This is a genomic window from Cytophagales bacterium (assembly GCA_033344775.1).
In the GTDB taxonomy this organism is placed as follows: Bacteria; Bacteroidota; Bacteroidia; order Cytophagales; family Cyclobacteriaceae; genus JAWPMT01.
On record JAWPMT010000002.1, the window covers coordinates 1,081,321 to 1,105,020 of the forward strand.

The 23,700-nt window shown below is 46.7% G+C and carries 15 protein-coding genes; 9 read left to right on the forward strand and 6 right to left on the reverse strand.

The features are described from left to right. Positions 1-45: 45 nt before the first annotated feature. Positions 46-1,665 (reverse strand): phosphoenolpyruvate carboxykinase (ATP), encoded by a 1,620-nt coding sequence (gene pckA, locus R8G66_08400; GenBank protein ID MDW3192371.1) that lies wholly within the window; start codon positions 1,663-1,665, stop codon positions 46-48. A gap of 198 nt (positions 1,666-1,863) precedes the next feature. Continuing rightward, complete coding sequence (locus R8G66_08405) at positions 1,864-2,370, reverse strand: hypothetical protein (protein MDW3192372.1); 507 nt, start codon at positions 2,368-2,370, stop codon at positions 1,864-1,866. Positions 2,371-2,490: 120 nt separating this feature from the next. On the opposite strand from R8G66_08405, the gene R8G66_08410 reads away from it, so the two are divergent. Continuing rightward, complete coding sequence (locus R8G66_08410; GenBank protein ID MDW3192373.1) at positions 2,491-2,808, forward strand: PadR family transcriptional regulator; 318 nt, start codon at positions 2,491-2,493, stop codon at positions 2,806-2,808. Beyond that, on the forward strand, positions 2,808-5,438 hold the full coding sequence (locus R8G66_08415) for an ABC transporter permease (GenBank protein ID MDW3192374.1): 2,631 nt from the start codon (positions 2,808-2,810) through the stop codon (positions 5,436-5,438). Before R8G66_08410 ends, R8G66_08415 begins: the two co-directional genes overlap by 1 nt. 39 nt (positions 5,439-5,477) lie before the next feature. Here R8G66_08415 and R8G66_08420 read toward each other — a convergent pair whose 3' ends face one another. Further along, a complete protein-coding gene (locus R8G66_08420) occupies positions 5,478-6,917 on the reverse strand; it encodes a TonB-dependent receptor (protein ID MDW3192375.1) in 1,440 nt (479 codons plus the stop codon). A 104-nt stretch (positions 6,918-7,021) separates the two neighbouring features. On the opposite strand from R8G66_08420, the gene R8G66_08425 reads away from it, so the two are divergent. The 5 genes from R8G66_08425 (at position 7,022) to R8G66_08445 (ending at position 14,933) form a co-directional block, all read left to right on the forward strand. After that, the gene (locus R8G66_08425; protein MDW3192376.1) at positions 7,022-9,085 is read left to right on the forward strand and encodes a penicillin acylase family protein; all 2,064 of its coding nucleotides are present in this window, start codon (positions 7,022-7,024) and stop codon (positions 9,083-9,085) included. A gap of 77 nt (positions 9,086-9,162) precedes the next feature. Next, positions 9,163-9,504, forward strand: coding sequence for a helix-turn-helix transcriptional regulator (locus R8G66_08430; GenBank protein ID MDW3192377.1), 342 nt, complete (start codon positions 9,163-9,165; stop codon positions 9,502-9,504). Further along, positions 9,505-12,147, forward strand: a complete 2,643-nt coding sequence (locus R8G66_08435; protein ID MDW3192378.1) for an ABC transporter permease — start codon at positions 9,505-9,507, stop codon at positions 12,145-12,147. Between the two features lie 229 nt (positions 12,148-12,376). Further along, positions 12,377-13,966 (forward strand): methyltransferase domain-containing protein, encoded by a 1,590-nt coding sequence (locus R8G66_08440; protein ID MDW3192379.1) that lies wholly within the window; start codon positions 12,377-12,379, stop codon positions 13,964-13,966. 106 nt (positions 13,967-14,072) lie between these two features. Beyond that, positions 14,073-14,933, forward strand: coding sequence for a DPP IV N-terminal domain-containing protein (locus tag R8G66_08445; protein MDW3192380.1), 861 nt, complete (start codon positions 14,073-14,075; stop codon positions 14,931-14,933). Between the two features lie 10 nt (positions 14,934-14,943). Here R8G66_08445 and R8G66_08450 read toward each other — a convergent pair whose 3' ends face one another. After that, the gene (locus R8G66_08450) at positions 14,944-16,263 is read right to left on the reverse strand and encodes a helix-turn-helix domain-containing protein (GenBank protein ID MDW3192381.1); all 1,320 of its coding nucleotides are present in this window, start codon (positions 16,261-16,263) and stop codon (positions 14,944-14,946) included. 157 nt (positions 16,264-16,420) lie between these two features. On the opposite strand from R8G66_08450, the gene R8G66_08455 reads away from it, so the two are divergent. Continuing rightward, entirely contained in the window at positions 16,421-18,649 is a 2,229-nt protein-coding gene (locus R8G66_08455; protein MDW3192382.1) for a DUF5916 domain-containing protein, read from the forward strand. Between the two features lie 10 nt (positions 18,650-18,659). Here R8G66_08455 and R8G66_08460 read toward each other — a convergent pair whose 3' ends face one another. Beyond that, on the reverse strand, positions 18,660-19,310 hold the full coding sequence (locus R8G66_08460) for a hypothetical protein (GenBank protein ID MDW3192383.1): 651 nt from the start codon (positions 19,308-19,310) through the stop codon (positions 18,660-18,662). A gap of 179 nt (positions 19,311-19,489) precedes the next feature. After that, positions 19,490-21,244, reverse strand: coding sequence for an FtsX-like permease family protein (locus R8G66_08465; GenBank protein MDW3192384.1), 1,755 nt, complete (start codon positions 21,242-21,244; stop codon positions 19,490-19,492). Between the two features lie 1,899 nt (positions 21,245-23,143). Between R8G66_08465 and R8G66_08470 the strand changes: the two genes are divergently transcribed. Then, positions 23,144-23,386 carry an extensin family protein gene (locus R8G66_08470; protein ID MDW3192385.1) on the forward strand — a complete coding sequence of 81 codons (243 nt, stop codon included), beginning with the start codon at positions 23,144-23,146 and terminating at the stop codon, positions 23,384-23,386. Positions 23,387-23,700 lie beyond the last annotated feature (314 nt).

Consider the following 23,700-nt stretch of genomic DNA (forward strand, 5'->3'; position numbering starts at 1 on the left):
CCCTGGTTGCAGGGAGGCCTTACATCCTCTTAATGAACTAGCTAATTATACCAATTCCCGTTCGGAGATTTTCGGTCCTCCTTCGAGAATACTTTGGTTTGCTTCAGTTTCAAACTGTCGGAAATTCTTGATGAATTTTTCAGCCAGATCATGCGCTTTGTTGTCATAAGCCAAAGGATCACTCCAGGTGTTTTTCGGATTGAGTACTTCTGAAGGAACGCCAGGGCAAGTGGTGGGCATGACCAGTCCGAAGATCGGATCTTCCTCGAAAACTACTGTATCCAATTCACTATTCAAGGCAGCTGTGATCATGGCCCTTGTGTACTTCAGTTTCATGCGTTTCCCGACACCAAATGGTCCGCCAGTCCAGCCCGTATTGACCAGCCAAATATTCGCACCGAAATGATCAATTCGATCACCCAGTAATTCTGCGTATTTAGTCGGATGAAGTGGCATGAAAGGAGCTCCGAAGCAAGCGGAGAACACGCTAACCGGGTCGATAATTCCAGTTTCAGTTCCGGCTACTTTGGCCGTATACCCGGAAATGAAGTGATACATCCCCTGATTCACCGTCAACTTGCTGATAGGAGGCAATACGCCATGGGCATCGCAAGTCAGGAAGAAGATGTTTTTAGGATGACCACCCACAGAGGGTTCTACGGCATTCGGAATATGATCAATAGGGTAAGAAACACGGGTATTTTCGGTCACAGACCTGTTGGTGTAATCTACGTCGCAAGTTCCCGGAATAAACCGAGTATTTTCCAGGATGGCTCCGAACCGAATAGCACGATAGATTTCAGGCTCTTTCTCTTCTTCCAAATCAATTGCCTTGGCGTAACAACCGCCTTCGAAATTAAAGATACCTTCTTCGGTCCATCCGTGTTCGTCATCACCAATCAGTAGACGGTTTGGGTCAGCAGATAGTGTAGTTTTACCTGTTCCAGACAAGCCGAAGAAGAGCGCAGTATCTCCGGTTTCTCCTTTGTTTGCACTGCAGTGCATAGATAAGATGTTCTCCGTTTCGGGAAGTAAGAAATTCAGCACACTAAAAATGCCTTTTTTGGTTTCACCTGTATAGCCCGTTCCTCCGACGATGATCAGTCTTCGGGTAAAATTGATGATCGCGAAATTCTCCTGACGAGTGCCGTCGATTTCAGGGCTGGCTTTGAAGTCTGGAATGGCCAGTACCGTAAAGTCCGGGTGAAAGTCCACTAGTTCCTCGTTAGAAGGACGGATGAACATATTGTAGCAAAACAAGTTGTGAGATGCTTCCGTATCAATAACCCTTACCCGCATTCGATGCTCAGGGTCTGCACCAGCGTAGGCATCACGGACATACAGTTTTTTCATATTCGCCTCTGCGATCATTTTATTGAACAGGGAATCGAACTTATCTGAATCGAATGGTTTGTTGATATCACCCCACCAAACCCGATCTTCCGTGAATTCGTCTTTGACGATGAATCGATCTTTCGGGGACCTTCCGGTAAATTTTCCAGTATCTACCATCAACGCCCCATTGTTGGCCAATACTCCTTCGCCGTTTTTTACGGCCTCTGAAATCAACTCAGCAGGCTGGAGGTTCCACATGACTCCTTTGGCATTAGATAATCCTAATTCGTCGAGCCCTTCAAATATGGATTTCAGGTTTGTATTTTTCATGGTTCCTGGTTTTTTGTTGAACGCCTTTATTTAAGTGGTCTGTGATTGTTGACCGAAACAAAGGTGTTTAATCAGTTTTCCGGGAAACATGAGAAATGCACGTATCTATCTATGATGTTAATCAGCGATATCGTTTGCTTAAGAAAGAATTTTAATCGTGTACCTGAAAGCAGATTAGAATCAAGGAGGGAACCAATGTTAGTCGGCTGATCTGACCTCATATCCTTCACTGATCCATTGCTGCCCATAGATCGATTCATAGGCTATCGTGTACTCGAATTTGTTGGAATGGGCAATTTTATAGAACAATCGCTCGGCCCATAGATCATCTGTTACATTGATCAGTTTGATTGATTCACCGGGAGCAATCACACGATTGTCTACGGTACCATAGACATGCGGCAGCGAGCGTGTTCCGGTAGCAAGTACTAGCAACGAATCGATTGAAGGTGCAATGGTTCCGTTTAGTTTCATTTCCGTGTCTTTGATCAGTGCAGGTCCAACGCCATTATTTCTTACTTCCAGATAAAAACTTTCATCCTGGACGTAGTGGAGTCCCCATTCAACATGTGGCCACACCGCAGCATGTTGTTCTTCCCGCATGATGGATGCCTGATAAATGTAGATGCTTGCGGTAATGATGTTGATGACCAACGCGAGGATGGCGATGATCAATGCGGAATTTACTTTTTTCTTTTTAGCCATAATTGGTTTGCCCTCATTGCGAGGAAAGTTAATTCAAATTCTGAATTATAATTAGCTGAGTTGGCAATCACGTAACCTTTAGTACACCTCTCCGTACTTATACAAAAGTTTATTAAATCAATGTATAAAATTGGTGCACTCGAAGAACTGGTCATCTTATTGGTGGCGGCTTTGCAAGAAGATGCATATGCGGTATCGATCAGAAGAGAATATGTCCAGAGAACCAGTAAGGACATTTCCATTCCTGCGATTCATACCGTACTCAAAAGGCTGGAAGATAAAGGGCTGTTACGTTCTCAGGATTCAGCACCAACCAAGGAGCGTGGGGGACGAAAGAAAAGGATTTATACGCTTACAAATTCCGGGTATCAACTGATTACGGAATTGCGAAATCAACGCGAGGAACTCTGGACACTTATTCCAAAAATGTCTTTCTGATGGCGAACCGCGGATTACCTAATTGGCCATTTAAGCTACTCAGGTGGTATTGTAAGGCAGACCTCATTGATGAAGTCGAGGGGGATCTCCTTGAAGCCTATGAGGATAGGTGCCGGGAAACTCCCCAAAAGGCTCGCCGACATCTCTACAAAGAAATTCTACAATCTCTGAATCGAAGAAATCTGGGAATCATGGAAAATTATCGCCAATCAAGCGTACTGAACAGTTGGGCATTGCTACTTCAATATGGCCGGGTGTTGTTCAGAAACATGGCTCGCTCGAGAACGTATTCCACCATATCAATCATAAGTCTGGCCCTTGGGATCACCTGTTCCGCACTGATCTTTTTGTACCTCAACAAAGAAGTGACCTACAATGAAGTGTACGCCAATGCGGATAAAGTCTATCGGATCAATCATTTAAGTCAAAAGTCCGGAAGGTCTTATGGATTTGCGCCCCTGGGCATGGTTCCGCATCTCTTGGAAAACCTGGGATCAGTAGAGAATGGAGTCCGCATATTTAAATACAGAAGAGCTATTCCGATCACTGCTGTCAATACACAGAATTCATTCAATGAACCGCGCTTTGGTTGGGCGGACCCATCATTCTTTGACATGTTTGACAGACCGTTCATTCATGGAGATGCCAGCACCGCATTGGACCGGCCCAATGTAGTGGTCATCAGCGAGCGGATCTCTCAGAAGTATTTCGGTGATCAAAACCCAATAGGAGAGACCTTGATCTTTAGCTGGGAAGAAGAAACGGCCTTAGAAGTCGTAGGTGTTTTTCAGGATTTTCCCTCCAATACAAGCTTCCAACTGGATCTGATTTCGAACATTGAGACATGTGAACAAACCATGTGGCGAGGCAGAAGGTGGCGAGATTGGAACAACATGTTCGTCAGTGCATATGTTCAGGTGAAACCAGGTACTACAGCATTGGTATTAGAAGAAGCTCAGAAAGCCACTTCGGCCAATTTCACTCCCGATGACCCTACGGCCTGGAAAACCTCATTACAGCCATTGACCAGCATTCATCTGAGCGAACCCCAGGATATCGGTGAGTGGAGCAGCAGCAACGACCAACAAAGTCTGACTATGTTTGCGGTAATTGGCTTGATCATCCTATGCCTGGGCGCTTTCAATTTTACCAATATGATCACCGCTCAGGCAGGGCAGCGTTCCAAGGAAGTTGGTGTTAGAAAAGTGCTTGGAAGTAGGAAGAAGCAAATTGCTCAGCAGACTTTATTTGAAACCATCTGTTTTGTATGCTTTGCGGGTATGGTTTCCCTTGGAATTACCTATCTGTTGCTTCCATTGTTGGCTGAGCTTACCTCACATCAATATGCGATCGCTGATCTATTGAACCTCAAGTTCGTATCACTCTTTGTTGGAATCTTATTACTTGTTGCAATTATCGCGGGCGCTTACCCTGCGCTCTACATTTCCGGTATTCAATCGCTGCATCTCATGCGACAAGGACGTGGTGGGGCTGGCGGTAAAACTGTAAGAGAGACCATTGTTACCGCGCAATTCACTATTACCACGATTTTGATAATTTGTACGATGATGGTTTTCCTGCAACTACAGTACTTACAGAACAAGGAACTGGGCTTTGATCATTCGGTCATCGTGAATATGCCTATCCACAATGATGAGGCAGTAATCCCAAAAATCAATGCTTTTCGTAATGAGGTGACGACTCATCCGGGTATTGAACAAGTATCGGCAGCCTCTCATGAGATGTTTTCTGATTACACCTATATCTCCATTTTCGAGATAAATGGCATAGACGAGGAATTCAAATGGGAGAGATACACAGTAGAGCAATCTTATCTCAAAACCTTTGATCTGAATGTCCTGACAGGAAGAGGGTTTGATCATAGCATATCCACAGATTCCAATGCTTTTGTGCTCAATGAAAGTGCGGTAAAGGCTATCGGGTTAAGACCGGAAGCGGCCATTGGTAAAACGATCACTGATACAGGATTAGATATCACGGGTAAAATCATTGGAGTAGTAGAAGACTTTCATTACCGATCCTTGCATCATGAGATTCAGCCATTTGTGATGTATGTGAATTGGGATCGCCTGGACTATATTTCCGTCCGATTAAAGTCCAACAACTTCCAGCAAAATATTGCACAATTGGAATCCGGATGGTATCAGACTTTTGGGGAGTCCGTTCCTTTCTTTTATAACTTTCTCGACCAACAAGCACTGGATCTTTATGAAAGAGAGAAGAATAATACGCAATTATTCACCATTTTTAGTTTCGTGTCAATACTCCTCGGCGCACTTGGTTTATTTGGTTCTGCCTTATTCACCACTGAGCGAAGGTTCAAGGAAATTGGTTTGAGAAAAGTGCTGGGTGCAGGAACGCTGCGATTGATGTATATGATCAACCATCAGTTTATCAAGCTGATCATATTGTCCTTCATTATGGCGGTTCCTGTAGCGTCCTGGTTGATGAGTCAGTGGCTTGCAGCATTCGCATATCGCATCGATCAACCGATTTGGGTCTTTGTGATTACCGGATTGTTGATCTTTCTTATTGCAGTATTCACCGTCAGTTATCTGAGCTGGAAAGCAGCCTCCTCAAATCCCGTAAAGGCGATCAAGGTGGAGTAGGAGTGAATGATTAGGGTGAATTGAGGGTGACTATGATTTTCAATCCACCTGTAAATAATCCTCTTCTTCGTCAAGAGGAACTTCATAGGGATAGTCGAACATGTGGTGTTCTTGGATCAGGCGAGCTACCCGTGGAGGAACGTTCTTTTCCCAGCCTTTTTCATTGTTGCGGATCATTTCCAGGATGTTATCGGAGATGATATGTAAATGACTCGTTTTGGCATTACCCAAATTGTTAATCTTGTCATTTGCCACCAGATATTTGAACAAGTGTTCAAGATGTGGTTCAGGCTCAAAGTCTTTGATCGTTTTCACCTGGTCATCTTTATCTAGCGTAGGGTAGACATATAACTGAACATTACTCCCGAATAGTCGACTGAATGATTCCAGAATACCACCTTCTAGATTATGGTAATAGGATTCGTCAAAGATCCGAACCAGATTGTTGAATCCCAGAATGATGGCCAGTTTTTGTTTTCGGGTAAACTGAGAAAGATAGGAGGCCAGTTTATAGTGCTCTTGATAATTGGAGATCATTACATTCTGACCTAGAGAACACAGGCAATCTACACGATCCAGGAAATCAGCTTCATCGATATCCCCGCCCATGGACAAGTCATTCAAGGTGAGCTCGGTCAGCGTTAGGATGTTGTCTGTATTGACGTCTTTTTCCTTTTTGAAGCTGCGCATCCCACTGAACATCATGTCGACGTTCACCATGGTCACGGGTCTGAACCTGCCACGAAGCACCAATACATTTTTTTTGTACAGTGTTTGAGAGGCTTGCATTACGTTTCTTTTCGGACCGAACATGGCGGCATGGGTCAAGCCATTCTTCACCAGTTTCAGGGTCATGACACGGTTGTCCACATGATGAAAATCGGGCCCGGAGATACGGAACATATCAATTTCAAACCGGTCATTGGATAGGTTATCGGCAAGCGCCATCATGATCTCCTCAGCATCGGAGTAATGATAACATGCATGGATCAGGTTTACACCAATCATACCCAGCACCTGCTGTTGCCAAACGGCATCATTGTCTTTTAGATTGACATGAATAATACAATCATTATGCTCGGAATTTGCATGCAATTGGAACCGAAGACCCAGCCATCCGTGACCATTATTGGTCTTCTTGTAGTTCAGGGTCTCTACCGTATTGGCGAAAGCAAAAAAGTGAGAGCGTTTAGATCTGCCCGTCAGTCTTCGAGCCAACAAGCCATACTCCTTATCGAGCATCTTCAGCAGCTTTTCTTCACAGACATAACGTTTGGTCTTGCCATAGATGGCATCACTAAATGTCATGTCATAAGCAGACATGGTTTTGGCGATAGAGCCTGAGGCACCACCCGCTTTGAAAAAATGTGCTGCAACATCCTGACCTCCACCGATTTCCGCGATGGTGCCGTAGATCTTATCATTCAGATTGAGTTGAAGCGCTTTTTCTTTGGTCGTCAGCTTCTTGAAGTCTTCCATGGGAGCCTTGGCTTTGAAACATAAAATTAGAGAATAATTCGGGTAAACCAGCTGCTGTATGACCTTATTGAATATCTTTTGGGTCACCTTTTAGATTAACTCAAATGATGAGACCCTATTTCCTGCTGATCGCCTTGACAGTGGTGGCCCTCAGTTTACCTGCACAACGCATCGATCCGGCTCAAATTGACATCATCCGCGACCAATGGGGCGTGCCACATATCGATGCGCCAACGGACGAGGCTGCAACCTATGGATTGGCCTGGGCACATGCGGAAGATGACTTTGAGACCATTCAATTGCCGTTGATCTCGGCGAAACGAATGCTGGGTAGACACCTGGGCAAAGGAGGGGCCGCCGTAGATTATGTAGCGGCCTTGCTTCGACTAGAGGAAACGGCTAAACGCTATCAAAGGAATATTGATCCCAAATTCAGGAAACTTGTCAACGCTTATGCGGCAGCGATGAATGCTTTCGCAGAGAAGTACCCAAATCGGGTTTTGGTGAGCAAAGCATTTCCGATTACCGAACTGGATGTGCTGAAAGCCTATGGCCTGTCTTTATCCGTGATTTCCGGTGCGGATGGACTGATCAAGAATTTATACAACGGCAAAGTAGAACCCGTGGCTTCCTGGGGAGCAACAGGTTCCAATGCAATCGCTGTTTCAAGAAAGAAAACAGATGATGAATACACTTACCTGGCCGTAAATAGTCACCAACCACTTGAAGGCCCAGTAGCCTGGTATGAGGCGCATGTGGTCAGTGATGAAGGGTGGAACATGATGGGAGGAATGTTTCCAGGAGCTCCTGTTATTTTACATGGGACCAATGAAAACTTAGGCTGGGCACATACAGTCAATTATCCTGATAAAATCGATACGTATCAATTGGAGTTGAACCCAGACGATGAAGACCAATACCGTGTAGACGGACGATGGAAAACATTGGAGAAAGAGCGAGTGAAGCTAAAGGTGAAAGTATTCGGGGTGGTAGTGACAGTAAAACGCGATGTGCTTTGGTCAGATTTTGGTCCGGCATTGAGAAATGATAAGGGTGTATTTGCTTTCCGTATGAGCACGCTGGATGATATCAGCGCCATCGAACAATGGTATTACATGAACAAATCCAGGACTTTTGAGGAGTTTCGAAATATCTTAAAAGATGTTTCCAATCCTGGCTTCAATATCGTTTATGCGGATGCAAAAGACCATATCTATCACATCGGTTATGGTAAAATTCCAGTGAGGAAGAAAGGATATGATTGGGGGGCCACACTGCCAGGAAACAAAGAGGATCTTTGGTCAGGCAAGTATCATGGTTTCGATGACTTACCACAAAACCTGGACCCATCGAGTGGATTCATTTTCAATACCAACAATTCAGCCTTCAGTAGCAGTTCTGAAGGAAATAACCCTGACCCGGATAAATACGACCCGACCATGGGTTACCGGGTTTGGGAAAACAACCGGAGTTCCCGATTGTTGCAATTGATGAGCGAGCAGGAGTCATTGTCCTATGATCGTTTCAAAACCATCAAATATGACCTGACTTTACCGGATTCATTGATGTTTCCTATTGATGTAAATGCTTTATTAAGAGCCGAATACCGTCCAGCATCTGCAGCGGCACGGGAGGTTAAAAATTTAATCAGTCGATGGGATCGAAAAGCAGATAAAGACGCGATAGGCCCAGCACAAGCGATGCTTACTTATGAGTGGCTGAATAGAAAACACAAGACGCCTTATCGCACTTATTTCAAACCACCAACATCAGATCTTGATTCTGCATTGGTTCATGCCCATGAATACCTGACAGAGCATTTTGGAAAAGTAGATGTTCGCCTAGATGAATTTCAATTCCTTGTACGCGGAGATAAAAAGGTGCCGATTCATGGAATGAATGATGTGCTGGCGGCCATGAACAGTAAACCTCAAAAAGACGGTACCCGGCATGCAGTGCAAGGGGAGTCCTACATCATGTTGGTACGGTATCCTGAACAAGGATTGCCAATCATAGAAACCGTCAATGTCTACGGATCTTCCAACCAACCCAATAGTCCTCACTATGATGACCAAATGGGAATGTTTGCTAATCAACAACTAAAACCCATGACGCTAGATATAGATGAAGTGAGGAAGAAGGCCAAAAGGGTTTATCATCCGGAGTAAACTCAAATACCAACACTGCAATTAGGAAATTACCTATTGGTGTACTAATATTGCAACACTGCAATTAGGAAAATACCATGGGTAAGTATCAATTAGGTGAATTTGAAGAGATCGTTTTACTGACGGTAGGGGTGCTCTATGGAGAAGCTTACGGGGTTTCGATCAAGCTTTCTATTGAAGAACGACTCAACCGATCCGTAAGCGTGGGCGCACTGCAATCTGCACTAAAACGATTGGAAGAGAAGGGTTATTTGCTTTCTAAGGAAGGCGAATCTACCAGTGCCAGGGGCGGTCGTCCCAAATTGTATTTTACACTAACAGCTGCAGGACGGGATGCCATTGAGTACGCCCGAAAGATCAGAAATCAATTGTATGATGAAATCCCCAAGGTAGCCCTCGATCTGAAATTTGCCTTGTAGATGAAGGAAGTCCGGTACGAGCCGCCACAATGGATGCTTCGGTTCTTTAAGTGGTTCTGCAGACCAGAATTGCATAAATACCTGGAAGGAGACCTCCTGGAACTGTTTGATCTCAATATCGAACAAAAGGGCTTGAGAAAAGCTCGTTGGAAATTTACCCTGGAGGTGATCAAGCTATTCCGAAAGGACATCATCAAACCTGTAGACGGAACTCAAAAACTCAATAATTACGGTATGGTCAAAAATCATTTAAAAGTAAGTGTGCGTAGCATGCTTCGAAAGAAAACATTCACACTATTGAATGTGCTAGGTCTTGGTATAGGTATCGCCAGTTGTCTCATGATCCTCATTTTCGTGCAAAATGAGCTTTCATATGACACGTATAACTCAAAATACGATCAAACCTATCGTGTTTTGCAGCGATTTGGAGGTGAAATCGCTACTTCTCCCGAAGATCAATTGCCGGTTTCGGAATATCAGGTTTGGGGTAATGCACCAGTTGCGGGCGCTATGATGGATTTCTTTCCGGAAGTGGAACACGTTTTTCGTTTTACCAGTGATTTTGACTGGCTAGTTGAATACAACGGGAATCGGTTTCAGGAGAAAGGGATTTGTTTTGCGGATTCCACCCTTTATCAGGTATTTGAATGGGATTGGATTGCGGGTGATCCAAAAACAGCGCTAACACGTCCAGGTACAATCATTTTATCGGCAGCAATGGCTGAAAAATATTTTGGAAATGAGAATCCTATTGGCGAGCAAATGACCATGGATGGTGATGAAAAATATGAAGTCACAGCCGTCTATGAAATTCCTCCCAATTCCCATTTCGATTATCCGGCATTCATGTCCATGACCTCTTTCATCAACATGCGCCCTCAAATCTTCGAGAACTGGGGTTATGTCGATTTCTATACGTATTTCACTTTGCGGGAGAACACCTCAATAGCTTCCATGGAGACACGTATTCCCGAATTCCTGAAGCAGCGATACGACGAAATTTCGTGGTATCACCTGAGGTTTGAGGCCTTGGCGGATGCTTATCTCAATTCAGACGCAAAAAGACAACCTGGCCCCGTAGGAAACAGTAGCAACATCTACCTGTTTATTTCGGTGGCCATTTTCATTCTGGTCATTGCTTGTATCAACTTCATGAATTTGTCTACAGCCAGGTCGATGGAGCGAGCAAAGGAGGTAGCCATTCGCAAAACGATTGGTTCCAGAAAGTCCGCGCTGGTGGTGCAATTCCTGATGGAAGCCACACTTATGACAAGTATTGCAGCTTCATTAGCCCTGGTTCTAGTGATCGTCGGATTTCCTTACCTGGAATTACTGGTAGGGAAGTCATTGACAGTCAGTGGGCTTTTACAGCCAGTCAATTATGTTCTTTTTGTGGTCGGAGTACTGATTCTTGGATTACTGACCGGTAGCTATCCCGCTTTTGTGATCTCGAACTTCAAAGCGGTGACCGTGCTAAAAGGCTCCTTCAAAAGTTCCAAAAATGGTGTTTGGTTACGCAAAGGATTAGTTGTCCTTCAATTTTCATTGTCGGTAATTTTGTTGGTGGGCACCACAGTTGTTGCCAATCAGCTCAATTATTTGCGGAGTTACGATAAAGGATATGATTCAGAACAAGTGTTGGTCATCGATTATGGTTGGGACAATAAAGTGCAGCGAAACCTGAAAGTGATCAAATCGGCATTGGCGGAACACCCATCTGTCCAGGCCATTTCTGCATCCAGAGCTACTCCTGGAGATTTTTTCCCCGGAGCAGGAACATCCATTGCCTCCAAAAACGGTGAAATGCTCGGTTTCAGTCCGGCTTTGTATGAGATTGATGAAGACTTTATTCCAACCTACCAAATGGAGATGGTAGCTGGAAGAAATTTCGATCGACGCTTCCCAGCAGATTCAGCAACATCCTTAATTGTAAACGAGGCGGCCGCAAAACTCTATGGCTATGAGGACCCGAAGGAAATTGTCGGAAAGAAATTTTCACAATGGGGCAGAGAAGGCCAGGTAATTGGTGTGGTGAAGAATTTCAATTACCTGTCGCTTCATCAGGAAGTGGAACCGATGACCTTGAGGTATTCCACCAAATGGACTACTTCTATGCTTTCAATGAGGTTGAATTCCCAGGATTTTCAGGAGACCTTAGCTGAATTGGAAGGTATATGGAATGGTTTAGCTCCTCATTATCCCTTTGTTTCCCGATTCAACGATCAGAATTTCAATAGGCAATATGAGACAGATGCACGTTTTGGAAATGTGTTTTCAATCTTTTCAGGGTTGGCCATATTCGTGGCTTGTTTGGGGCTGTTTGGATTGACGATTTTCAGTACTGCTCAGCGAGCCAAGGAAATTGGGGTTAGAAAAGTATTGGGTGCTTCCGTTCAGAAAATTGTTGCGTTACTTTCTTATGACTTCATCAAATTGTATCTGCTTTCACTGGTCATGGCAATTCCTGCCTCTTATTGGGTCATGGATCAGTGGCTGGATGGTTTTGCCTATCGTATTTCAATGGGTTGGGGTGTTTTTGTTGTAGCGGCATTGGTTACGTTTTTTGTTTCCATGATTACCATGAGCCTAAAAACCATCGGAGCGGCCCTGGCCAATCCTACTAAATCTTTGAGGGATGAGTAGTCTTCGTCCTTCGAGCGACTCAGGACTCTGACTGATTATTAAGTGATGAAGCCGGATGGCTCTACAGATAAAGTTGAGCCATTTTTATGTTTTTTCTTAGGGATATAAAAAAGCCTTGTTATAACAAGTAAGCTCGTGGAGATTTATAAATTTGTGGGTGAAAACCATGACTTTCCTGACGGGAATCCTCTTGGTTAAGTGATTCACCCAACCTTCAAATTAACCCCGAATGAACCTTCCCGAAGCGCTGGCAGCCATTGTCGATGTTTTAGAGAAAGAACAGCCTACCAAGCCCTCACAGATCGTTTCGATTGTCAAAAAATCGGGCGTAACCAAAGAAGACCTGTTGCCTTACGCAGATTTTGACCACCCTGGAAAAGACAGCTATGGCAGAAAAATGGTCTATAAAGGAGATAACTATGAGATCATGGTGATGTCCTGGAATCAAGGTGACTTCTCCGCGATCCATGATCATGGCCACACGATGTGGGGTGCGGTAAAGATCTTTGGACAAGCAGAACATGCGACTTTCCGATGGGAGGATGAAGACATCTCAACGCTTGCCCGATGGCAGGTAAAAGAAGGAGACGTGCTAGGTGTGGGACATTCGCTGGTCCATCAGATGGGCAACAGTGATCAGGAGCCATTTTTGAGTTTACACATCTACGGACACGTTGATCCCCAAGATAATATCACAGGTGAAGCCAGAATATTTGACTTGCATAACCTGGAGATCCAACGCGTGAATGGAGGTGCATTCTTCAACTTGAAGAAAGACCAGATTGTCAAAAAGCAGGAGGGGCCTAAGGCTGATTTTGCTACGGAGCTTCGCTTTCATTTGGAGTCTTACAAAAGGATGTTAAAAGCCGATGACGCTGAGGCTGAGGACTACTATCAGTATGTCTTTGATCCGGCACACATCAATCCTTTCATTACCTATCTGCAGGAGATCACGGATGTGGAAACGGATAAAGTCAATCATTCCATCCAGTGGAAAATTCTGCAGAGGGAATTAAGAGAAGCGGCGGCTGTACAAGCGTCTCATGACCAGTCAGATAATACTGCCGATACTTTCCACAAGTATGCTGAAGTGTATGATCGGATCATCGGGCATTCCTGTTTAGACTCCTTCATGGAACGTTATATTGATTTCTTCGTGACGAAGTATGGAGTCGATTTTGCGCAGGCGCATACATTGTCCATCGGATGCGGCACAGGATTGGTAGAAGAGCGGATCATTTCAAAATACAACCTCGCTGCTGATCAGATCTATGGGATAGACATCTCAGAATCGATGATTGTTGAAGCGAAGCAGCGTATTCATGCCGATGTTGGAGACCTGTTGACACTGGATCCTGAGGTCAGGAAATGGGACCTGGCTTATTCAGGATTGAATGTGTACCAATATCTGCCACATGAACGTCTGGAGGAAGCTGTTAGACGGACTGCTGACATCCTGAACGATGGAGGTTACTTTCTCGGAGATTTCATCACACCGGATCATATTCGATGGTATCCTAATGTGATCTATGGTCCTGAAAAGAAAGTAGTATCGATCAGAACTCCTGTATTGATCGAGGAAAATGGTGCTTCATTCCAGGAATCAGAAATTGTAAATATCAACACGCTTGAAGGGAAAATGCATATCCATCATGCAGGTAAACACAAACGCTTTTTGGCTCCGGTCTTCCGAATCAGGAGCTACTTCGAAAAGTACTTCCAATCCGTAGACTTGTATGACGCGGTTGACCTAAAGCCGATCGAGGAAAATGATGATTCCTGTGCCTCTACCAGGTATATTGTTGTAGCGAGGAAATAATAGAAGCGTTGCTTATTTGTCCGAATCGACGGTATTCGTACATCTGCCGATTTAAAAGTTGATGGAATGTGCGCTAAACAATGGTCATTTGTTTTAAAAAATGACCATGCGTCGAATTCTTTGTGCCTTATCTTTTCTTAGCATATTAACCACATACGCTCAGGTTTGGTCACCGGACGGAAGTCAATTGGCTTTCTTCTACATCCACGCCATCGAGGATATCTACCTGGTGAATACTGATGGGAGCAATTTCCAGGTACTGGACCAACATCCTGAGCGTGATTTTATGCCCGACTGGTCCCCGGAAGGAAACAGCTTGATTTTCACGAGTGTTCGAGATGGAAATCATCAGATCTACCGAATGGATTTAGCTACTCGCGAAACTGAACGGCTGATTGTTTCGGATGATGAGGATACGGATGGACATTTCTCATCAGATGGAAAGAAAGTTGTTTTCTCGAGCAACAGGAGTGGGAACAGCGACCTATTCATTTATGATCTCGAAGACAAAACTATCTCCGCACTCACGCAAACTTCAACGTTCGAATATACCCCAAGATGGTCACCAGATGGTAAGAAGATACTTTACAAAATGGCTTCAGATGAATTCGGAGCTTCTGACCTTTATGTGATGGACATAAAAACAAGACAAAAGGAACAGGTCACTATTGGCCAGCGGGGAGAGTTTCATCAGAATTGGTCCCCTGGCGGGGATAAAATTTGCTATGTTCAGGTGACTGAGGGCGTATTTGAACTTTGGGTATTGGATATTAAAACCAGGGAAAAGCAAGTGTTGGTCAAGAAAGAAGGCTATCAGTTGTTTTATCCGAACTGGTCGCCTGATGGTCAATTCATTGCCTTTACCAGAGATTTATCCGAAGGTCAGCAAGAAGGATATCCGGCATTGTATATGGTGAATATGGAAGGAAAAGAGAGCTTAGTTTCAGCTGAGAATAGTTTTGAGTAGCAGCCAATTTTTAGGTTGCTTGCTCGTGCTTAAGAAATTCACGGGGAGTCATTTGCGTCACCTTTTTGAAGGCCATGTTGAAACTGGATTTAGATTTGAAGCCCGCCATGTTGGCCATTGCTTCAATGGTCAGGTTCTTATTTTCCTGATTGAGCAATAGTTTTTTTACTTCATCGATTCGATAACCATTGACGTAATCGTAGAAATTCTGACCCACACCTTTGTTGAGTGTCGCACTCAATAACTTGGAATTGATTCCGGTTTGTTGGGCAAGTTTGTTAAGGCTGAGTTCAGGGTCCAGGTATGGTTTTTCTGACTGCATGAAGTCCTCCAATTGTTGTTCAACTGGGTGATTGGACCAGGCATTTACATTGTCCGGCCACTGATATCCATTGCTGAAAAAGAATTTTGAGTCCCTTAAAAAGGCAACCGTAACCACGAGAATGGTGAAGAAAATCGCAAGCCATAAAGGATTGTAAGTCAGGGTGGTTATGCCGCCTTTGTAAATGCCTATGTTGAGTGAGATGATCATGCTCCAAACCGATAATAACGAACCCGTGGTTAACAGAAAGGTTCGCAACCACTTTTTGTGTTTCACGTGGTTCGACGCTACTCCGGACCAAATTCGGTAGGAACGGAATGCCAGGTACCAATATCCCCAACCCAGCATTAAGGCAATTATTTGTTCCAGATGGCTGAAAGCTGTTTCAAAAGGAGTGATCATGAGACGGGTACGCCAGCTGTCTGGCCCTATGGCTAACACAAAGTACCCAAGCCAGATCATTCCTGCGGGGAGGAAATGATAAGTCCATCTACGCTTCAACTGTCGATCCTTTTGGATGACCATGTTGACGTGCAGCCAAATTAGTGGCCCGATCGCTACGATCCATGAAATAGGCAAGTACAAGTAATAGGGATTATTGGTAATGCCATTGTCCACCCCATAAATCTGATTTTTAAAACCATATGAAGCGATCACCAAAATGAACAGCGTGAGGAAGGGATCCATTGTTTTCTTGTGGGTTAGAAACTTCCAGAATAAGGCTAAACCCATCAGTATGGAAATGACGAAAACCGGATAGATCAGCTTGGGATAAAAAATACCTAACGCACCATCGTTAAATAGTGGACCTATCGATTGATCTATATGGATTGCTGTCGCCGATTCGATAGGGACCAAAGGCATTTGACAAGACTCACATGTTCCAGGCCCGGAATGAACGTGACCATCCGCTTCACAACCACAGGGCGGGCATTGGTACCGTCGGATTTGGGTAGAATCGGATATGGGTATCAGTTGTAGCCAGGCAGCGAACAGCAGTAGGAGCATATACTCCAATCTTACGGTAGTTCAATCTTGAATGTTGGGTGGGCTGAACCCGAATAGGGCCATCAAAAGGTACGAATAGACGGATTCCGAACGAAATCAGACATCTGTCGCCGTGTAAAGGACGTGCTCATCAATAAACCTCAAAAACTCGAAGCAGATGAAGCACTGTCTTATTTTTTGTTTGTCCTGTTTTTCGTTGTTATCGGCAACAGCGCAGGAAAGTGTAACCATTGAAGCGATCCAGGAAAAAGTAACTATTGATGGCTTGCTGCAAGAGTCGATTTGGCAAAAAGCGGTGCCAATCAGCTTAAATTATGAAACTCATCCGGGGAATAACCTTGAAGCGACCACAGAGACGATACTCAGGTTGGCCTATGATCAGGAGCAATTATACTTTGCTTTTGAAGTGTTTGACCCTGACCCGACGGCCATACGCGCCATCCTGAATGATCGAGACCGGCTGGATGATAATGATCGGGTTTCGCTTTTCCTGGATCCATTCAACGATTCCAGGAGGGCTTTTTTCTTCACCTTGAATCCGTTTGGAATACAACAAGATGGCTTTTTTGATCAGCAAACGGGTAATGAAGACTTGAGCTGGGATGGCATCTGGAATTCTAACGGGCGGATCACGGAACGGGGATATGTGGTGGAAGGGGCTATTCCCTTCAAATCCTTGAGATTCCCGAATACGACAGACATCCAAACCTGGCGCTTCTTTGCACGAAGGGTATATCCTCGTAGTGTTTTCAAGGTGTTCCACAACATGTCTGTTGATCAGGACAATGCCTGTGTGCTATGTCAGGCCAGGACATTCACTGGACTGCAAGGCATCACACCAGGTAGAAACCTGGAATTCACACCGACCTATACATTGAACAAGATCGATCAGAGGCCTGACTTTCCGGAGAAGGAATGGTCCAGAGGAGGCTGGGAACACAATGTCGGACTTGATGCACGTTGGGGTATTACCACGGATTTAAGCTTTAATGGTACTTTCAATCCTGATTTTTCGAATGTAGAAGCGGATGCTGCGCAGATAGACATCAACAACCGTTTTGCTTTGCGATTCCCGGAAAAGCGTCCATTCTTTGTTGAAGGAGCAGATTTTTTCAATACACCTTTACAGGCCTTTTTTACTCGATCAATCGTTGCACCTACTTTTGGCGCCAAGCTCACGGGAAAGGTTGGTAGAAATGCCGTTGGTTTGTTGGTGGCCGATGATCGTTCCAATCAATTGATCCTACCTGGATTTCAAAGTTCCAGCAGTTTCATCGCAGAGGAAAAAGTGACCAATGTGATCGGAAGATATCGAAGAGATATAGGAGAAAATGTGAACATAGGAGGATTATTCACGCATCGTACTTCGGCCAATTATCTCAATCGAGTAGGGGGTGTTGATGGATTTATTCGTCCTTGGCAGCCTCTGACTTTTCGCTGGCAATACATGAGCTCTGATACCCGCTACGATGATCGTATCGTCGATGAGAATAACTTGTCTGATGATACACCTTCTGGGAATTCGTATAACCTGACGAGTCGGTTTGATACTAGAAATTGGAATGCCCAGTACACTTTTGAATATCGGGATCCGGGGTTTCGGGCAGATGCGGGATTTGTACCACAAGTGGATTTTGTACACCATCGATTTTGGGTCGAACGGGTTTTTTGGCCCGATAATAAAGGTCCTATTGTCAACTTTGGTGGGAACACCGGTGGTTTTCGTCGAACTTCAACGGATGGGCTCCTGGAGTCAGGAGGAATGTGGGTAAGTGGATTTATCAATGGGCCCTTACAAACCAATTTCTGGGTGAACCCTGATGTGATCTGGCAGCAGTTTCAAGGTTCCAACTACACATTGCGCAGACTCTGGTTTGGATTTGATACTCAGCCACTGGGCAATCTGGGCATCAATGGCTGGATAAACCTGGGTCCGGCGGTAGATTTTGCGAATAACCGGAAGGCGGATAATACCCAGTTTCGAATTGAGTCCGATATTCGAATCGGGACACACATTGATATGACCATCAATCATCGCTTTGTCCAGCTCCGTCAGCAGGAAACTGGATTAACCATTTTTACCGCTAATTTGACCCAATTGCAGGGTGCCTATAACTTTAATCCAAGGTTGTTTTTCAAGTTCATCTTACAATACCGCCACACCGTCAGAAATCCTGATCTCTATGAGACAAGCGTTCACACCGTAGATAAGTCGGTGTTTGCCCAACTACTGCTATCCTACAAAGTCAATCCACAGTCCGTTGTGTTTCTGGGATACATTGATAATCATACTGGGCTAAATGATGAATTTGAAGAACGACAGATTGCATTGACGCAAGTCAATCAGACCTTATTCTTCAAGATTGGTTATGCCTGGCGACCATGATTCTTTAGATTCAACTTCCTTCAATGTCATCAATGACTTGAGCCAGCGAAGCTTTATTCCGGAATTTGATCTTCGACATATCGAATTTAGAAGGCTCCTCGGACTCATATGCAATGATGGGTATGCCAGAACGCATGAGGTTGTTGTACCATTTTTCGTCCCAGTGATTTTGACTCCAGAGGTCACCATTGATGATGGAAGTAGAGGCGATGAGTTCCTTCGACCCGTAAGTCCACCAAAAAGCTACTTCCTGACCAAATTCGTATCCTATAAGGTGGAATTTTTGTTTGGCACGACCGTGCGAAGTTCTGACATGTTTGAGCAGGTCATTGAAGGCATGATGGATCGGATGCGTGCCCCAGCCGTCTTTCCCAATTGGGATCTTCGGAACAATGACAATTGACCGGTCCAGATCAATGTCTGATAGCAGATTCATGGTTTTGTCCCAGGCCCGATGACTTTCATGTGTCTCACATAGCAGAGCAATGATCTCGTACTTTTTTGAACGGTCATAGCCTTCAGGTAATAGGAGGCTGTATTCAAAGCGAATGCCATTAAAGGCTTTGAATTGATGCGTATTTTTTGGCTTGATAATGTTATTCGCCTGTGGTGAGCTGATCGTCCAGAAGAACAGGGTATAAAATGTAATGATCCTTTTCATAAGTTTTTGAATTTCATTCAAAAGTGAAGGACCTACTCCGATTCTTAAAAGACAAAGTGATCAACCGTTGAAAAGGGGATGAATGAACTTGTTACCTTTCGACAAGCTCAGGGTGACAAGTTCCAAATTTGAACCCTAAGGCACTCGCCCGTCCTGCCACGAGGCAGGAAGGGCGAAATCTACTCGTACCTCAACACTTCCGAAGGATTGGTGTTGGCCGTTTTCCAGGTTTGGCTACCTACTACCAGGGCTCCGAGTAAGACAATTACTCCTACACCAAACAGAATGACTCCCACGCTTAAGTTCACACTGTAAGCAATGGCATCTAACCACAAGGAATTAACCAGGTAAGTGAGTGGCAGACTGACGATAATGGCGATTACCAACAACATCAGGAATTTCTTGGAAAGTACGTATACTAATTGACCGCTCGTCGATCCAAGCACTTTTCGGATAGAAACTTCTTTCATACGCACTTGCATTGCATAGACAACCATACCCATTAATCCCAGGGCCGCAATGATCAGCGCCAATAGAGAAATAAACGTTACAATCTTAGAAAGGTCACCAAAGATCAACTCTGCGAAAAAGGCAATTTCCTCATTCATGATCTTGTAATCGAACTGAAGGTCAGGATTCACCGTAGCCCAGGCGGCTTCAATATCATGAAGCGCTGCCGAGAAATTGGTCGCATTTACTTTCACCTGTAGAATGTTCAAACGTTCCGGATCATGAAATAACATCAAAGGTTTTATGGCAGAAAACATGGTTTCATGATGATAATCTGCAACAACCCCTACGATGGTATTGTAGGTTGAATCTCCTCTTAACAATCGTTGGCCGATGGCATCCCTGGGGAAATCAAATTGCAAGGCTTTTGCGGCGGATTCGTTAAGAATTACCTGATTATCTTCCTGACCTTTGATAAGTCCAGTTCCTGCCAGCAGGTCAAGCCCCATATTGTTGACGTAAGCATGGTCAACGGACATTTGATTGAATGTGTATTCCTCTTCGTTGTACATAACATCCGAGGTAGAACTGGTTCCGGAGGCAGGCACAAAATCTGCTTGAGAACTGCTGATGAGATTTGGATATTTGATCAGTTCATTTTGAAGCAATTGCGGATCCGCGCCATTCATTCTGACCACTACAATGTTTTCGGCATCAAATCCATAATCCGTTTTGATCATGAAGTTCATTTGATTGTAGACCAGCTTCACGGTAATGATCAAAAACAAAGACAAGCCAAATTGCGAGACAATCAGGAAATTGCGCATGCCCATTTTTGAAAAGACTTTAACTCCTGCAAGGCTTTTGAGTGCTTCCATCGCTCTAACCGAAGAATGAAAGATGGAAGGGACAATACCTGCAGCCAGCCCCACAAAAACTGAGAAGCCCAAACAGATGGTGTAAACAGACACGGACTCACTCAGGTTCCAGTCCAATAACTGACTGAAATTGAGCCCCAAAAAGATGGGTTTGATGAAAGTAAGTACACCAAGAGAAAAGATAAAAGCGAAAACCGAAATCAAGACGGATTCTGCCAGGAACTGTGTAATGATCTGTGCCCGAGACGCCCCAAACACCTTTCGAACACCTACTTCCCTTGCCCGGTTTAGCGATCGTGCCAGGGATAGATTGGTGTAGTTGAAACAAGCCGATAGAATAATGACCAGAGCCATACCGGCGAGGAAGTAAACAAATAACATTGGAATACCAGGGCCTATCGCGTTTCCGACCATGGGACCTGGATTGATGTCAGTGATCTTCTGAAGATAGAAGGATGGAACATCATTTTCTTGTTCCGCATATTGTTTGACACTTACGTCTGATAAATAGGTTTCTACGGCTGCTTTATCCGTTCCTGGAGCGAGTTGTACATAATTCCATGAATTCCATCGGTTAGACCAGTTGTCTTCCAAGTCTTCTTTCAATTCTTGTTTGACAAGCGCTTCATAACTTTTACCAGAGCAGCATCATCTGCGCTGTGTCCGGACAGCGGTCAATGCGGAATCGGCGAACACGGCCACGAGCTGTTCGAGACCACCACCAGAAGTAGCCCAGGCGATCGTAGAAATTGCCCTTGCACCGTGTGCAGGCCGTTGGCGCCGACCAGCGTTTCGTACTCATAGTGAACCATCCGTCGAGGAATCGGATGCTCCAGCAGGTGGGCAGTCCAGGACACGGTGCTGGCGGGGCAGGGTTTGTTCGCCAGCGAGCAGGCTCGGCAGGGGCCAGGTGTCGAGCAGGGTGAGCACACGACTTCGCAGGCCGCCGAGAGCGGGACTGCGGTAGCGGAACATGCCCGTGAAAGCGGCGGTTGCGCCCGAGTAGAAGTCTGCCGTCGGTCCACCGCATGTCGATCGCAGCGTGCAGCGAACTCGGGAAGAGGCCTTCGACGTATGGCAGGGCGGCGCAGGGACTCGGGCTCGGGGCGTCTGAGGAGCAGGGGGACCCGCGACGTCGAGCGTGCTCTCGAGGGCCTTGGCAGGCACGAGAGTGGAGCGCGCGCAACCCGTCTGCTCCCTCTTGGTACAGGCGCACCTCCAGGAACGAGATGTTGCTGCCTAGGCGGAGGACGGAGACCTCGCCGCGCACCTCGCCTGCGACGATGGGCGCGATCAAAACTGGATCCGCTGGAGGTGCGGAGCCCGCGTTGTGGATCGGGCTCGACGCGACGCGCGCCAGCGCAGCCATGACTGCGGCGGTGAGTCCCCCGAACAGCAGGCGGCCACCGCCATCCGCCCGGGATCGGCGTGATCGACCAAGCATCGGCCATGGTGGGTCCAGAGTTCACGGTGTGATGGCGTCGACGTGCATGTGGGGCGCGGGTGTTCTCCGTCCGTTAATGACTGGTGTTCGCATGCATGTCGGCGTTGGGCCAGAGGCAAGCCACACTTCCACATCGCGCAGGTGCCGTCGCCACCCGCCAGGGGGGGGGAGGTGGTAGTCGAATGCCAGGACGGCCAGTGTGATGTCGCTGCGGATCGCGAAGCTCCCAAACCCCAGCGAGGCCAGACCGATCGCCGAATCAAGCGCTCGGAGAACACCACGCCGAGGCGCTGGAATCCAGCGACGTACGCTGCGGAGCGCGCGAGATCGTGGACGCGGTGTTGTTGGTCGACGATGCGGGCCTGCTGGTGAGCAACAGCCTCACGCCGCTGGATCTCAGCATGCTGGCCGCTGTTACGCCCATCGTTGGTCGTGGCAAGGCGGTGCCTCGCATCCGGCGCAGCGGTGAGAAGAAGAGATGACCGTGCGGGGATTGGAGGTCGATGGCGACCTCCTCTACGTCGCGGCACTCGGCGGCGATAGTTCGGGACGCGTCCGTGAGCTGGGCGCAGCCTTCGTGCGGCCCAGCGCATTCTCGCCGCCTGATTTGAACCCGACCCGCGGGGCGGTGGTCCCCGCAGACGTGGCGTCTCGCATCTTCGTCGTGGCGTTGGCCCTCGTGCTGACGCCCGCGTCCGCCGGTGGCTGGCAAAGGCAAAGCGGCGTGTGCCGAACATGCCGCGCGGTTGGGGAGCTGGCCGCCCAATGCCGCGATGCTCGAGGCCGATGCCGCCTGTCGTGAGGCGTTGAGCCACCGTGACGTGCCGTTTGAGCCGGGGCACGGCAAGAAGGTCAACTCTCCGATCGTGGTTCCAAGATGGAGCTGGGAGGGCTTCGGCTGGAGCCCACATGGCGGAAGGGCCCGTTCGTGATGGACTGCCTTTAAGCCGAGGGTGGTGCACGAAGTCGCGCCAAAGCTTCGCGCGCTCGGCGTGGAAGCCCTCGGTTTTCCACCATGTGCGACTACCGCCACGTGAAGCGGAACCGGTCGTAAGACCAACATCCTCAGCCGTCATGCGATCGGGCTGGCGATGGACGTGTTCGAGGTGCGGCTGGACGATGGCCGGGTCGCGGTGGTGAAACGGGACTACGGCGACGTAGCCGAGTTGGCCGCAGTCGAGCGGGTGTTTGCGGACAGTGCGTCGTTCCGCAATCCGCTCACCCCCGGGCAGCGACCCGAAGAGGACGACGACCACTTCCACCTGGAAGCTCGTGGCCTGCCGCTTCGACGAGACGCGCGCTGATCCGCCGTTCCAACGGGTCTACGGGTGGTTCGTGGTAGGTTTCCCGGATGCATCGTTGGACTCTTGCCTTGTCGACGCTGGCGTTCGTCGCCTGAGCAAAGGCCTCGCGAAAGGCAGACCCCGCCCAACACCACGGCGAGCGCGTCTGCATCGGCCGAGGGCACGGCGGGCGGCGAAGAGTCCACCACCATGCCCGAGGACGACGGGGACGACATCAAGCTCGACCTGGGCGAGGACACCGACAGCCCCAGCACGGCCGGTCGACCCCGATAGGGACGACGAAGGCAAGGTGCGACAAGGTCGACTTCCTGTTC

What these genes read in the sequence shown, in the direction of transcription:
- pckA (MDW3192371.1), bottom strand. Translation starts at nt 1,665, where the DNA reads ATGAAAAATACAAACCTGAAATCCATATTTGAAGGGCTCGACGAATTA.
- R8G66_08405 (MDW3192372.1), bottom strand. Translation starts at nt 2,370, where the DNA reads ATGGCTAAAAAGAAAAAAGTAAATTCCGCATTGATCATCGCCATCCTC.
- R8G66_08410 (MDW3192373.1), top strand. Translation starts at nt 2,491, where the DNA reads ATGTATAAAATTGGTGCACTCGAAGAACTGGTCATCTTATTGGTGGCG.
- R8G66_08415 (MDW3192374.1), top strand. Translation starts at nt 2,808, where the DNA reads ATGGCGAACCGCGGATTACCTAATTGGCCATTTAAGCTACTCAGGTGG.
- R8G66_08420 (MDW3192375.1), bottom strand. Translation starts at nt 6,917, where the DNA reads ATGGAAGACTTCAAGAAGCTGACGACCAAAGAAAAAGCGCTTCAACTC.
- R8G66_08425 (MDW3192376.1), top strand. Translation starts at nt 7,022, where the DNA reads ATGATGAGACCCTATTTCCTGCTGATCGCCTTGACAGTGGTGGCCCTC.
- R8G66_08430 (MDW3192377.1), top strand. Translation starts at nt 9,163, where the DNA reads ATGGGTAAGTATCAATTAGGTGAATTTGAAGAGATCGTTTTACTGACG.
- R8G66_08435 (MDW3192378.1), top strand. Translation starts at nt 9,505, where the DNA reads ATGAAGGAAGTCCGGTACGAGCCGCCACAATGGATGCTTCGGTTCTTT.
- R8G66_08440 (MDW3192379.1), top strand. Translation starts at nt 12,377, where the DNA reads ATGAACCTTCCCGAAGCGCTGGCAGCCATTGTCGATGTTTTAGAGAAA.
- R8G66_08445 (MDW3192380.1), top strand. Translation starts at nt 14,073, where the DNA reads ATGCGTCGAATTCTTTGTGCCTTATCTTTTCTTAGCATATTAACCACA.
- R8G66_08450 (MDW3192381.1), bottom strand. Translation starts at nt 16,263, where the DNA reads ATGCTCCTACTGCTGTTCGCTGCCTGGCTACAACTGATACCCATATCC.
- R8G66_08455 (MDW3192382.1), top strand. Translation starts at nt 16,421, where the DNA reads ATGAAGCACTGTCTTATTTTTTGTTTGTCCTGTTTTTCGTTGTTATCG.
- R8G66_08460 (MDW3192383.1), bottom strand. Translation starts at nt 19,310, where the DNA reads ATGAAAAGGATCATTACATTTTATACCCTGTTCTTCTGGACGATCAGC.